This is a genomic window from Streptomyces violaceusniger Tu 4113, from assembly GCF_000147815.2.
Lineage (GTDB): Bacteria > Actinomycetota > Actinomycetes > Streptomycetales > Streptomycetaceae > Streptomyces > Streptomyces violaceusniger_A.
On sequence record NC_015957.1, the window covers coordinates 6,854,329 to 6,867,044 of the forward strand.

Here is a 12,716-nt window from a genome sequence, read left to right on the forward strand (position 1 = left end):
TGTGTGAGTGATCTGGTGGGGGACGCGCGGACCTGGTCGCCGGACGCGCAAGAGGCCGTGCGGTTGCTGGCGGTATCCGCGCTGGTGGAGGGCCGGGACCGGGTAGAGGTTGCCGCCTTGTTCAAGGTGTCGGTCAGGGCGGTGGACAACTGGTGGGCGAGGTGGCGGGCCGGCGGACGGGACGCGCTGCTGTCGCGTCCTCGAGGCCGTTGTGCGGGTGAGCATCAGGTCCTGTCCGAGGCCGAGCAGGCCGCCGTGCGGCAGGCTGTCCTCGATCACACTCCCTCCGGCCTGGGGCTTTCCGGTCAGCTGTGGACGCGGGGCCAGATAGGCCGACTGATCTTCAAACTGTACGGGGTCCGCTTCACCGAGCCCGGGGTGGGCAAGTACCTCAAGCGCTGGGGGCTGACCTTCCAGCGACCGGACAAGCGAGCCATCGAGCAGGATGCGGAAGGGGTCCGGACCTGGCAGGAGGAGACCTGGCCGGCGATCCGGGCCCGGGCGAAGGCCGAGAGGGGCGAGATCCTGTTCGCTGACCAGGTCGGGATCCGCTCGGACCAGGTCACCGGCCGTACCTGGGGCGTCAAGGGGCAGACTCCGGTGGTCCGCCGAACCGGGAACCGGTTCTCCGTGAACGCGATGTCCGCGATCAGCACCAAGGGCCGGATGCACTTCATGGTCTTCACCGAGTCGTTCGACGCGACGGTCATGTGCCGCTTCCTCGCCAGGCTCGTCGGGCACTTCGGCCGGAAGGTCCACCTGATCGTCGACCGGCACTCGGCCCACCGTTCGAAGGCCGTCCGGGCCTGGCTCGCCGACCACGAGGAGAAGATCGAGCTGCACTTCCTGCCCTCGTACTCACCCGAGCTGAACCCGGACGAGCTGGTCAACGCCGACCTCAAGCGCAGCCTTCCCCACAGCCACCGGGCCAGGAACCAGACCGAACTCGCCAGCGAAACCCGCAGGTTCTTCCACCGCCGACAACGCCAGCCCCATGTCATCACCGGCTACTTCAAAGCCCCGCACGTCCGCTACATCATCGACGAGTGAACCCCATGAGTTTCTGATCAATATGTCCGCATTCTCTTCACGGACCCCGCCATGCGGACCCTGTACGCCGACTGGAAGACCGTCGCCCGTACCTGTGTCGCCCAGTTGCGTATGGAGGCCGCGAAATATCCCGACGACCCGCGGCTGTCCGTACTCGTCGGGGAACTGTCCGTTCAGGACGCGGATTTCCGCACCTGGTGGGCTTCCCACCAGGTCGCCACGCTCAGCGTGGGCACCAAGGTCCTCCACCATCCGCTCGCCGGGGAGCTCGCTCTGGACTGGGACACGCTGACCGCCAGCACCGATCCCGACCAGCAGTTGGTCATCTGGACCGCGGAAGTCGGCACGTCCACCCACGACGGACTGCGCATCCTCGCCTCCTGGGCCGCCGACCAGCACCTGTCGGCGTCACCGGCCGACTGAGACCCGGCCGCACCGCACCGCCGAGATGTGCATAGGCTGAGCTCCTGTCAGGACAACAGCGGCACGCAGGACAACAGCGGCACGAGGGACACGATGCGGAAAGAGGCGGTTCGGTACCTTCGGTGCCCCTACTGTTCCGGCGGTTTGACGATGACCGACGGCGCGCTGCGGTGTTCCCAGGGGCACAGCTTCGACGTGGCGAAGCAGGGGTATGTGAATCTGCTGCGCGGGGCCGCCAAGTTCAGCGCGGACACCGCCGAGATGGTGGCGGCCCGGGCGGACTTCCTGGCCGCCGGTCACTTCGCGCCGATCGCCGCGGCACTGGCCGCGCTGGCGCGTGAGACGGCACCGGCGCCGACGGGCGGGGACCCCGGCTGCGTCGTGGACATCGGCGGCGGCACGGGCTACCACCTCGCCCGGGTGATGTCGGAGTTCCCGGGTTCCGAGGGCGTCCTGCTGGACATCTCCAAGTTCGCCGCCCGCCGGGCCGCGCGGGCGCATCCCCGTACCAGCGCGGTGGTGGCCGACGCCTGGGACGCGCTGCCGTTCGCCGATGGGGCCGCGTCGGTGGTCCTCAACGTCTTCGCACCGCGCAATCCGGCCGAGCTGCGGCGGATGCTGCGCCCTGAGGGTGTGCTGCTGGTGGTGACGCCCCGGCCGGATCATCTACGGGAGCTGGTGGAGGCCCTGGGGCTGCTGCGGGTGGACGAACAGAAGGACGAGCGGCTGGCGGACCGGTTCTCGGCGCATTTCACCGAGGTGGCCCGGGAGCGTTCGCGGAGCACCATGACGCTGGACCACCAGGCCGTGCCACGGCTGGTGGGGATGGGGCCCAACGCCTGGCACCAGCAGGGCGAGCGGCTGAAGGAGCGCGTCGCACTGCTGCCCGAGCCCTGTGACGTGACGCTGTCCGTCACGCTCACCGCCTACCGTCCGCTGGTCTGACGCCCCCGGCCCACCGCGCTCCGCTCAGCGCCGTCAGGTCCAGACGGTGTATCCGCCGTCCACGCGGATCGTCTCGATGCCGCTGATGTAACGGGCGCCGCAGCGGTCCTGGGGCAGGACGAGCTGCGGGCCCGCGCGGTCGAGCGGGGTGTCGTCGATGGTGACCGCGAGGAGGACGGGGGCACGGCCGAAGTCCGGGTCGATCTCGGCCCAGGACAGCAGCGCGCGGTGGCCGTCCGCGCCGCGTACGGCGATCAGGAAGCGCAGCCGGTCCTTGCGCCGGGCGGGGTCGAAGGCGGGCCCGGCGGAGACCAGGACGTCGTGCAGGTACGGTCCGGTGAAGCGGTGCTGCTGGATGCCGCTGGTGGAGCAGTCGAAGCTGACCTGCGCCCGGTGCTGGGGCCAGGAGAGCAGTTCGGACACCGTCAGCCGGGCCGGACGGGTCACATCGCCGGTGAGGGCGAGCTCCGCCACCGGACCGGCGGCCGCGCCGGCAGCTACGAGGGAGTCACTCACGGGCTACCACCTCCTGGAGGACCGTTACCCGACCCCCCGTCCCACGCAAACGCACATGCCATGCTGAAGGATCCAAGATCCGGCTGATGCGAGGTGAAAGGAGGCTTTCCCCTTGCATCTGCGGCGTAGCGCTCGATTCACCCGAGCTCCGGCCTCCCGGTCCGCAGGCGCCAGTGCCGGCCACCGTGGACAAGCGTCGCGACGCCCAGGAGGAGGAAGCCACCACTCGCCACCGCCAGCAGCGTCCAGACGACTGTCTCCCGGCCCGGCACCTCCGCCGCGGATGTCCAGCGCACCAGGAAGTTCGTGGTGGCGGCCACCGGAAAGCTGTAGATCCACAGCCCGGTGTGGAAAGACCGCTCGCGGAGGGTCGGAAGCATGAAGGCGACCAGGTCGCCGAGCCCGCCGGTGAACCAGTGGGCGAGCAGCCGGGCGGCGACCAGCGCGGCCGCCACGACGAAGACGGCGTAGGCCCAGCGGGCGCCCTCCTCGCCGAAGCGCGAGAAGTGACCGGTGATCAGCATGCCGATGATGGGGACGTACGCGAGGGCGAACCCCTGGCCCGGGTGGCGCAGATCCTCGCGCAGGTTGCGCCACCGGGCTCCGCCGTGCCGCACGTATGCGGCCAGGAGTACGACCCAGACCAGTCCGCTGATCACGAACAGCACATCGCTGATCTGGATCCACGCCGAGGCGACGGAGGTCGCCGCCTGCCAGGCCCCGCCCAGCCCCGCGGAGCCCAGCGAGATCGCCAGCAGGCTGATGCGCGCGCTCCGCGAGCCATGGGAGGCGGGAGCCGCGTACGGCGCGGGTCCGGCCGAAGCGGCGGAGCCGGACAGGATCGGCGGGCCCTGGCCCCGCTCCGGCCGGAGGTCCGAGCCGTTCTTGGCAATCACGAGCTGTGTCCTCGAGGTTGATCTCGCAAGATGACCTTGTAATGGGGTGTTTTTCTTTAGACGCTTACTTATAGCATGCCCGACCGCCAGGATGTAAGCCCCATTTACCAATAGACCATGTGCTATGATGGCTGGGTGGCCAGAGAAGAATCGGACTCAGCGCGGCGGATTCCCGCGACCGCGGCGGCGATGGTGGACCTGCTCAACTCCCGGCCGCACGGTCCCGGTTTCCCGGACACGCTCCAGACCCCGGAGACGGCGAGCGCCGTCCTGCGCCCGTTCGGCCAGCCCGCGGCGGAGGCGCCATCACCGCAGCGCATCGCCGAGATCCGCGGGCTGCGCACGACCCTGATGGACATCGCCTCCGCGCCGGACAGCGCCGGGGCGGCACCCGGCTGGGCACAGCTCGCCGAGTGGGCGTCCGCTGTCACGCTGCGGCAGGATTTCTCGGAGTCCGGGGCGGTGCGGCTGCGGCAGGTGGGCGGCGACCCCGTGGTGGGTGGCATCACCCTGGCAGTGGCGGAGCTCGTCTCCGACGGCACCTGGCCCCGTCTCCGCATCTGCGCCAACGAGCACTGCAGCCACGTGTTCTACGACACCACGCGCAGCCGCACCCAGCGCTGGCACTCGTACGAGGTCTGCGGCAACAAGAGCAACGTGGCCGCGTACCGAGCCCGGAAGAAGGCCCGGCCCGGAAGCTGACACCGGGCCGGGCCCTCTCGCCAACTCCCTTACAGGGAAGGCCAGCTAGCCGAAGAAGGTCAGTTCGCCCGCCACCAGCCGGTGACCGCCTTGAACGCGTCGGCGATCCGCACGATGAACTCGCCCATCGCCTGGGGGGACAGCAGGTCCTCCCGCAGCTCGGACTGCCCGAACCCCGGCAGGTCCACGGCGACCAGGTGAGCATGGGCGGCCAGCCGCGACCAGGTCGCGTCGTAGGCGTACAGGCTCTCCGGCCACGGGCTCAGCAGCAGCGCCTCGCGGTCACGAAGGCACGTCGCTCTCGGCGTACCGGATGGACAGTCCGTCGATCCGCCGGAACCGGGTCTTGATCTCGCTCATGTCCTCGCCCTCTTGCGAAACGTAGATGAGGGGGTGGGTCAGGTCAGCGGGACGTCGAGGACCGCCTTGCGGTGACTGAACGTCTCCAGCGAGTAGCGGCCGTGGTAGCTGCCCATGCCGCTCTCCCCGACACCGCCGAACGGCAGCGTCGGCACGGTCAGATGGAAGATCGGGAAGCCGAAGTTGACGGCACCCGAGGAGGTTTCGGCGATCAGCCGGGCCCGGGTGGTGTCGTTCTCGGTGAAGGCGTAGAGCGCGAGTGGCTTGTCGCGGTCGTTGATGAAGGCGATGGCCTCGGTGAGGTCGGCGACGGTCAGGATCGGCAGGATGGGGCCGAAGATCTCCTCCTGCATCACCGGCTCGTCGGGCTTCACATCCACCAGCACGGTCGGCGCGATGTACTTCTCGGCGCGGTCGCTCTGTCCGCCGGTCACGGTGCGGCCGGAGCCGAGCAGCGCGGACAGACGGTCGAAGTGGCGCTCGTTGACGATGCGTCCGTAGTGGTCGGCGGCGCGCGGGTCGCTGCCGTACTGCTGCTCGATCGCCTGGGTCAGGGCGGCCGCCAGCGCCTCGGCGGTGTCCGGGTCGGTGAGGACGTAGTCGGGGGCGACGCAGGTCTGTCCGGCGTTGGAGAACTTGGTGGCCGCGATGCGGGCGGCAACCGCGGTGAGGTCGGCGTCGCGGTCGACGAAGACCGGCGACTTGCCGCCGAGTTCGAGGGTGACGGGGGTCAGATGCTCGGCGGCCGCGCGCATCACGATCCGGCCCACGGTGCCGTTGCCGGTGTAGAAGACGTGGTCGAAGCGCTGGGCCAGCAGCGATGTCGTCTGGGCGACGCCGCCCTCGACCACGGCGGTGGCCTCGGTGTCGAGGTAGTCCGGAAGGAGCCGGGCCAGCAGCGCGGAGGTCTGCTCGGCGAGCTCGGAGGGCTTGATGACCACCGCGTTGCCGGCCGCCAGCGCGGCGGCGACGGGGGTCAGCAGCAAATAGATCGGATAGTTCCAGGCCGAGAGGACCAGGGCGACACCGAGGGGGTCGAGCTCGGTGCGGGCCGTGGTCCCCTCCGGCAGGTGGGAGACGGTGACCTCCGCGGGCTGCGGGGCGAGCCACTCCTCCAGGTGCTCGAGGTAGTCGTCGATCTCGAGGACCGTGATGTCGATCTCCGCGCGGTCCACCTCGGCAGGGTTCTTGCGCAGGTCGGCCCAGAGGGCGTCGGCGATGGCCGCGCGGTTGTCGGTCAGCAGCGCGCGCAGCCGGGTGAGCTGCTCGCGGCGCCAGGCGAGAGACTTGGTGCGGCCACTGCGATGGGTCTCGCGCAGCCGCGCCACGAGGGCGGCGGCGTCGGTCTCGGTCAAGGCGGGGTAGGTGGTGGTCATGGGGCATCCCGTTCTCTGGAAAGGGGCCCGGCCCGCGGGGGAAAGGGGCCCGGCCCGCGGGCAGGGTGTGCTGGGCATCGACGTAATCGTCTTCCGAATTTAGACGCTTACGTTATAGCACACGCGACCATCGACATGTAATTTTCTATTGTCGATAGACCATGTACAGGTCCGGCCGTCCGGCGGCCCTCCGCGCCGTGCCGTTGCCCGCGGACCCGACAACATCGGCTTCCACACCGAAGGCGCCGCGCGATTACCCGGCGGTTCCGTTCATCGTGGCCGGGCACAGTCGGCGCGGCGCGGTGTCGTCGCGGAGCTCGGCGTCCACACAGCCACCGGGCAGGCCCTTGTGGGGTGTACTGCCGAAGTTGGCGGTGACGGTGAGGGTGCCGTCGCCGAAGACGGTGCGCTGCACGGTGCGATCGGCGGTCAGCGCCCGGAAGTCGGTCAGCGGCTCGGTACCGGCCGCCTTGTGCAGGGGCGCGAAGTACTTCTGCAGGGTGGCGAGTTCGCGGCCGTTCCGCTCCAGCGAGTCGCCGGTGAGCACGAAGTTGAGCGGGGTGTTGTACAGCATGCCGAGCAGCGCGCGGTCGGTCTTCTGCCGTGGCAGCTTGTCGTACGACAGCTCCCAGCGCTCGGTGTTCACCACGGAGTCATGGAGCACGGTCTCGTACAACGGCACGCGGTACACCGGGTCGTACATGGCCTTCGCCACATCGGCGGGCAGCTCCGCGGGCTTGAAGAAGACGCCCGGCGCGTCGGCGGGGGCGTAGCCGCCCCAGGTCTCCTTGTCGCGCTGCGCCGTCCACAGACCGCCCGCCACCGGAGTCCCCGAGCCATGGTCGAAGGCGAGGTCCCGGTTGGCCCAGGCCCCGGCGGACTCCGAGCCCAGCACCAGCCCGCGGTCGGACAGCCGCGTCATCCGGGCCAGCCGGTTGGCGCGGTCCTGCGCCTTGGTCATGGGGTGAGCGGGGCTGTGGTCGCGGAACAGCTCACCGGCCGCGTCCACATCGAGGAAGTAGCTGTCGGCGCCCGCCTTGGTCATCTCGCGGGTGCGGTCGGCAAGGTAGTGGTGGCGCGGCTCGGCCTTCTCGAACGCCTCGGAGGAGAGGTAGCAGCCGCGGTCGTGGAAACCGGGGACGGGCTTGCCGTCGCCGTCCCGGACGCAGAAGTCCGGGTACACCGTGCCGGGCCAGGCGGACGTCGGCGCGTCGGAGGTGGCCGGGTCCTGGCCGTTGGCGAACGAGTCGTACGGGCCGACGAGATAGCCCGCCTTCTTCGCGGCCACGGTGGCCGCGGCGTCCATCGGCCGGTCGTCGGCGTCGTAGCCGAGCCACATGCGGTCCACGCCGAGGCCACGCAGCCTGCCCATGAAGTCGGCCTTGCGGGCGTCGCCCCACAGATAGGCGTGGAACGCGCCGAGCAGCTTCCTGGTGGCCGGTGTCTCCCGGATCTTCTCCCGCAGGCTCTTCAGTTGCCCGTGCTCGCCGAGCCAGGCGCGGTAGTCGCGGGCGGCGGCCACCGGGGAGCCGTCGGTGAGGGAGAAGGCCACGGTGTACCGCGTGGTGCCGTCGGCGCGCGAGAACCGGTGGGTGGCGGCGGTGCGCAGCTTGCCCGCGTCGGAGGTGACGCGCAGCGATGTGCCGATGTCGCTGGGCACGAGATAGCTCACGCCCTGGCGGTCGCCGAGCGTGTAGCCCCACAGCGGCATCGACAGATCCGACTCCATGGCCATGTCGGTGTCGACCAGATCGGCCCGGGAGGAGTTCCAGAAGCGGTCGGCCACCGGCAGCGACAGCCCCTCGCCGCGCGGGAGCTGTACGGCGGTGGCGCGCCGGTCGGTGCCGGTGACCGGCCACGACAGGGTGCGGGCGGTCTCGCCTGCGGCCTTTCCGGTGGCTTTGCTGGTGGCCTTTTCGGCGGCCCTCACCGAGAGCACCAGGCGGCCGTTGTCACCGGCGCGGGCAGTGACGTCCAGTCCGGTGTCCGGATAGCTCCAGTGGGCGGTGCCCGGGGAGGTGGTCACCGAGCCGGGTTTCCCGGGAGCGGTGGCGGCGGGCGCGGAGAGCTCCACGGTCCCCTGATCCGTACGGGCGGTGACCCGCAGCGAGGTGGTGTCGACGGTGGCGGTGCCGCCCGACACCGGGACCTCCACACGGTGGCCACCGACCACGATCGGCCGGGGTGCGTCCCCGGACCGGGTGGTGCCGGACCGGGCGGTGCCGGAGTGGGTGGTGCCGGAGTGGGTGGTGGAGGCGAGAGTGGTCGAGGCGAGGGCGAGGCAGGACACCGCGCCCGCCAGCGCCACCGCGGCGATCACCCGCGGCGAGGTGAAGTGGTTACGTTTCATGGGACGTTGATAGCGAGCCGATATAAGAGGGCTTCTAAGAGACCATCTCAATTGGCTTGACGTTAGTCTCATCGTCGTGCTGACGATGGTAGAGCGCCTGGTTCCGGGTGGGTTGTGGGAGTTGTTCCAGCGGGTGGTGCCCCCAGCACCTGTGCGCGCACAGGGAGGGGGCCGGCGGCGTCACGGCGATCGGGAGGTGCTGGCCGCGATCGTGTTCGTAGCCACAACGGGGTGCACGTGGCAGCAGTTGCCGCCGGTCTTCGGCCCGTCTGGCCCGACCGCGCACCGCCGGTTCACCGAGTGGAGCAGGGCCCGGGTCTGGGGCAAGCTTCACCGCCTGGTCCTGGACGAGCTCGGCGCACGCGGGGAACTGGATTGGTCGCGATGCGCAATCGACTCGGTGAGCATGCGCGCAGTGAAAGGGGGGATCTGACGGGCCCGAATCCTGTAGACCGGGGCAAGAAAGGCTCAAAGATCCATTTGATCACCGAGCGGACCGGTCTGCCCCTCTCGATCGGCATCTCCGCTGCCAACACCCACGACAGCCAGGGGCTGGAACCGCTGGTGCGGGGCATACCTCCCATCCGCTCCAGGCGCGGGCCTCGTCGGCGAAGGCCAGCCAAGCTACACGGCGATAAAGGATATGACTACGACCACCTGCGTCGATGGCTCCGCTCGCGGAACATCACGCCGCGCATCGCCCGCAAGGGCGTCGAGTCCTCCCAGCGGCTGGGCCGTCACCGCTGGACTGTGGAGAGAACGGTGGCCTGGCTTGCCGGATGCCGCCGCCTGCACCGCCGCTACGAGCGCAAGGCCGCGCACTTCCTCGCCTTCGTCGGCATCGCCGCCACCCTCATCTGCTATCGCAGGCTCGGCGGCCTGGCACCGCGGTTATTTGATGGCGCGCGCGAGTCAGTGTGCCCACCCTGGTCCCGTGGCAGAACCCAAATACCAGATCCGAGCCCTGCACACGGAGTCCACGGTCACCGTCTACCAGGCGTACGCCCCGGAGATTGGCCTGCCAGCGGCTCGGGAGGGCCGTTACCCGGCGGTGTGGCAGCGGGACCGGATGACCTGGATCAAGCCGTCGTTCCTGTGGATGATGTACCGCTGCGGGTGGGGCACCAAAGAAGGCCAGGAGACCGTTCTCGCTGCCGAGATCTCCCGGGAAGGCTTCGAGTGGGCACTGGAGCACGCTTGCCTGTCCCACTACGAGCATGGCCTCCACGCCGACCGTGCCACGTGGAAGCGCCAATTGAAGCGGGCTCCGGCCCGGGTGCAATGGGACCCCGAACGCGACCTGCACCTTCAGCCACTTGCCCACCGGTCGCTCCAGCTCGGCCTTACTGGCGAGGCCGCCCGTCTCTACGCCGATGAGTGGACCGTCTCCATCACCGACATCACGTCCCTCGCTCACACCATCCACGCGCATGTTCAGGGCGGAGACCTGGACGCCGCACGGCAACTTTTGCCCCGTGAACGTCCTTACCCCGTCAACGAAGGGGACCTGGCACATCTATACCAATGAGCTCATCTGCCAATTGAGATGATCTCTTAGGACTTTATCCGCCCAGGCCAAGGGCGCGTCCGTCTCCTGTGCCGCTGCGGCCACAGCCCGAGCCCGATGACCGCTCGGCAAGTGGCTTCCCTCCGACCAGAGGTCCGTTGCCGACACATCGAGGAGCGAACCGCGGTGGAATCCCGCTGGGGACTGTCGTCAACCCCGGACGAACCGACCGCTCTCGTCGGTTTCACGGCTGGCTGGCAGGGCGCCCGGATCACCTACACACCTGCCCGCTGAAGCCAATGGCCTCCTAGCCGTCGCGCAGAGGTACCATCCACCACCAACATGAAAACAGCCCAGACGAGGGAGCTCGTGGTGGATACCTCCGCCAGCAACACCAATCTGAAGTCTCAATATGCGGCACAGATCACCGCCGACCTCGAACGTAACTCCGCCGAACACGAACGCCTCAGCTCCGAAATCACAGCACTGCAGCAGCAACTGTCGGCGCTGGAAAACAACCGGACGCTCCTGCTCAGCATGCGGCACACCCTCGGTGACGAAGCCCCCGGTGACGTTTCCGAGAACACCGACATCAGCAGCTCTGAGAATGGCTCGTCCGCTGTACGAACGTCTGCATCGCTGCCAGCAGGACGCAAGCCGAAGAAGAACACCAGCACGACCACCGGCAAGCGGAAGGAGGCAGAGTCGGCCAGGAACCACCCTCAGCGGGCACGAAAAACGGGTGTACCCACGCTCCGGGCCCTCATCCGTGACGACCTCGCCCAGCACGGCGAACCACGCTCGGCAATCGAGGTCACCGCCGCCCTCGCTCAGGCTTTTCCAGACCGGGAGATCAAAGCCACTGTCGTGCGCAGCACCCTGGAGTCACTCGTCGCCAAGGGCCAAGCACACCGCACCAAGCAGCAGCGGTCCGTCTTCTACTCGGCCACCGCCCCAAAAACCGCCGCCGGTACAGTTGAGCTCAGCGAAGCAATCCCTTCCTGAGAGGGATCGCACAGAACATCCGGCGTTGCTACACGCCATCAGAGAACCGCGAGCATGACTGACTGGAGAAGGCCGTTCCTCAGATGGCAGGGAGAGGGAGGGCTTCAGCCCGGACAGCGAGAGCGTGTCTGAAAGATCGTGTAAGTCCGTGATGTGGCAGGCTGGCCGTGGCTCTGACCTGGGCCTTTGACCAGCCGGGACGGACGGACATGAACGACAACGAGATCCTGGCCGTCGGACCGGTCGAGGACGAGCTCGTGGATGAGGTCGTCGAGCGGTTGATGGACCGCGCCGACGCCTCGGGTGCTGCCCTGCTGGGTGCAGGCGGGCTGCTGACCGAGGTGACCCGGGCCGTGCTGGAGCGGGCCCTGGACGCGGAGATGACCGACCACCTCGGATACGAGAAACACGATCCCGCGGGCCACGGCTCGGGCAACAGCCGCAACGGCACATCGCGCAAGACGGTGCTGACCGATGCGGGGGCGGTCACACTGGCCGTTCCGAGGGACCGTGACGGGTCGTTCGAACCGCAGTTGGTGCCCAAGCACGCCAGGCGGCTCGCGGGCTTCAACGAGCAGGTCCTGTCGCTGTACGCACGCGGCATGTCGGTGCGCGACATCCGCTCGCACCTGGCCGGCATGTACGGCGTCGAGGTCTCACCGGACTTGATCAGCAAGGTCACCGACGCTGTCACCGATGAGCTCGACGCATGGCGGAACAGACCGCTGGACGCGGTCTGGCCGATCATCTACATCGACGCGCTGTGGGTGAAGATCCGCTCCGGATCCGTGGCCTCCCGGCCGGTCTACCTGGCCGTCGGGGTGGACATGGACGGCTGCAAGGACGTGCTCGGCCTGTGGGCCGGCGACGAGGGCGAAGGCGCCACGACCTGGATGACCGTGCTGTCCGAGCTCCGTAACCGCGGGGTCGAGGACGTGTGCATCGTCGCCTGCGACGGGCTGAAGGGCCTGCCCGACGCGGTCACTGCGACCTGGCCCAAAGCCACCGTTCAGACATGCGTGATCCACTTGATCCGTGCCTCGCTGAGATTCGCCTCCAAACAGCACCACGCAAAGCTGGTCACGGAGTTGAAGGCCATCTACACCGCCCCGACCGAGCAGGCCGCCGAGCAGGCCCTCGCCGACTTCACCGCAGGCGAGCTGGGCCAGCGCTATCCCGCGATCGTGCGAACCTGGCAGGCCGCGTGGAGCGAATTCACCCCCTACCTCGCCTTCCCGCCGGAGATAAGGAAGGTCGTCTACTCGACGAACCTGATCGAGTCGATCAACGCGCGGCTGCGGAAAGCCACCCGCAACCGCGGACACTTCCCCTCCGAGCAGGCCGCGTTGAAGGTGCTCTACCTCGCCATCCGTGAGCAGGTCACCCCCAGAGCGCGCGATGTCAACCACGTCGCGGCACACTGGAAGAAGGCACTGAACCAGTTCTCACTCTTCTTCGAGGACCGGCTCAACCCCAAGTGAAAATCGAGGACTTACACAAAGTTCCGTACACGCCCCGCCACGATTTCCGCCATCCGCGGACCGCCTCGGCGCCCGGTCATTCGTCGTCGGTCGCGTCCGTGGAGC

Annotated in this window: 11 protein-coding genes and 2 pseudogenes; 8 read left to right on the top strand and 5 right to left on the bottom strand. The window is 68.7% G+C overall.

The annotated features are described in order from the left end of the window. The first annotated feature begins 3 nt into the window (after positions 1-3). The 3 genes and pseudogenes from STRVI_RS27780 to STRVI_RS27790 all read left to right on the top strand — a co-directional run bounded on the left by STRVI_RS27780 (position 4) and on the right by STRVI_RS27790 (position 2,418). Positions 4-1,050 carry an IS630 family transposase gene (locus STRVI_RS27780; RefSeq protein WP_167543197.1) on the top strand — a complete coding sequence of 349 codons (1,047 nt, stop codon included), beginning with the start codon at positions 4-6 and terminating at the stop codon, positions 1,048-1,050. Positions 1,051-1,071: 21 nt separating this feature from the next. Beyond that, a pseudogene (locus STRVI_RS27785) lies at positions 1,072-1,473 on the top strand (transcriptional regulator); the annotation flags it as partial. Positions 1,474-1,566: 93 nt separating this feature from the next. Continuing rightward, on the top strand, positions 1,567-2,418 hold the full coding sequence (locus tag STRVI_RS27790; RefSeq protein WP_014058959.1) for a putative RNA methyltransferase: 852 nt from the start codon (positions 1,567-1,569) through the stop codon (positions 2,416-2,418). A 33-nt stretch (positions 2,419-2,451) separates the two neighbouring features. On the opposite strand, the gene STRVI_RS27795 is transcribed toward STRVI_RS27790, so the two are convergent. Both STRVI_RS27795 and STRVI_RS27800 read right to left on the bottom strand, forming a co-directional pair. Further along, entirely contained in the window at positions 2,452-2,934 is a 483-nt protein-coding gene (locus STRVI_RS27795; protein WP_014058960.1) for a molybdopterin-dependent oxidoreductase, read from the bottom strand. 137 nt (positions 2,935-3,071) lie between these two features. Next, a complete protein-coding gene (locus STRVI_RS27800) occupies positions 3,072-3,830 on the bottom strand; it encodes a C4-dicarboxylate transporter/malic acid transporter (RefSeq protein WP_014058961.1) in 759 nt (252 codons plus the stop codon). A gap of 135 nt (positions 3,831-3,965) precedes the next feature. Between STRVI_RS27800 and STRVI_RS46580 the strand changes: the two genes are divergently transcribed. Then, on the top strand, positions 3,966-4,532 hold the full coding sequence (locus STRVI_RS46580) for a CGNR zinc finger domain-containing protein (protein WP_150112924.1): 567 nt from the start codon (positions 3,966-3,968) through the stop codon (positions 4,530-4,532). A gap of 59 nt (positions 4,533-4,591) precedes the next feature. Here the strand turns inward: STRVI_RS46580 and STRVI_RS55660 are convergent, their stop codons facing one another. From STRVI_RS55660 to STRVI_RS27815, 3 genes are all read right to left on the bottom strand, one after another. Then, a complete protein-coding gene (locus STRVI_RS55660) occupies positions 4,592-4,720 on the bottom strand; it encodes a hypothetical protein (RefSeq protein ID WP_014058963.1) in 129 nt (42 codons plus the stop codon). 210 nt (positions 4,721-4,930) lie between these two features. After that, positions 4,931-6,268 carry an aldehyde dehydrogenase family protein gene (locus STRVI_RS27810; RefSeq protein WP_014058964.1) on the bottom strand — a complete coding sequence of 446 codons (1,338 nt, stop codon included), beginning with the start codon at positions 6,266-6,268 and terminating at the stop codon, positions 4,931-4,933. 253 nt (positions 6,269-6,521) lie between these two features. Next, positions 6,522-8,618, bottom strand: coding sequence for a glycoside hydrolase (locus STRVI_RS27815; RefSeq protein WP_014058965.1), 2,097 nt, complete (start codon positions 8,616-8,618; stop codon positions 6,522-6,524). Positions 8,619-8,703: 85 nt separating this feature from the next. Here STRVI_RS27815 and STRVI_RS50160 point away from each other — a divergent pair. The 4 genes and pseudogenes from STRVI_RS50160 to STRVI_RS27835 form a co-directional block, all read left to right on the top strand. Beyond that, positions 8,704-9,491: pseudogene (locus tag STRVI_RS50160) on the top strand (IS5 family transposase); the annotation flags it as partial. Positions 9,492-9,516: 25 nt separating this feature from the next. Continuing rightward, positions 9,517-10,146, top strand: coding sequence for a DUF4291 domain-containing protein (locus tag STRVI_RS50165; protein WP_014058966.1), 630 nt, complete (start codon positions 9,517-9,519; stop codon positions 10,144-10,146). Positions 10,147-10,497: 351 nt separating this feature from the next. Continuing rightward, a complete protein-coding gene (locus STRVI_RS27830; RefSeq protein WP_251982748.1) occupies positions 10,498-11,130 on the top strand; it encodes a hypothetical protein in 633 nt (210 codons plus the stop codon). 209 nt (positions 11,131-11,339) lie between these two features. Next, a complete protein-coding gene (locus STRVI_RS27835; RefSeq protein ID WP_014058968.1) occupies positions 11,340-12,611 on the top strand; it encodes an IS256 family transposase in 1,272 nt (423 codons plus the stop codon). Positions 12,612-12,716: the final 105 nt, after the last annotated feature.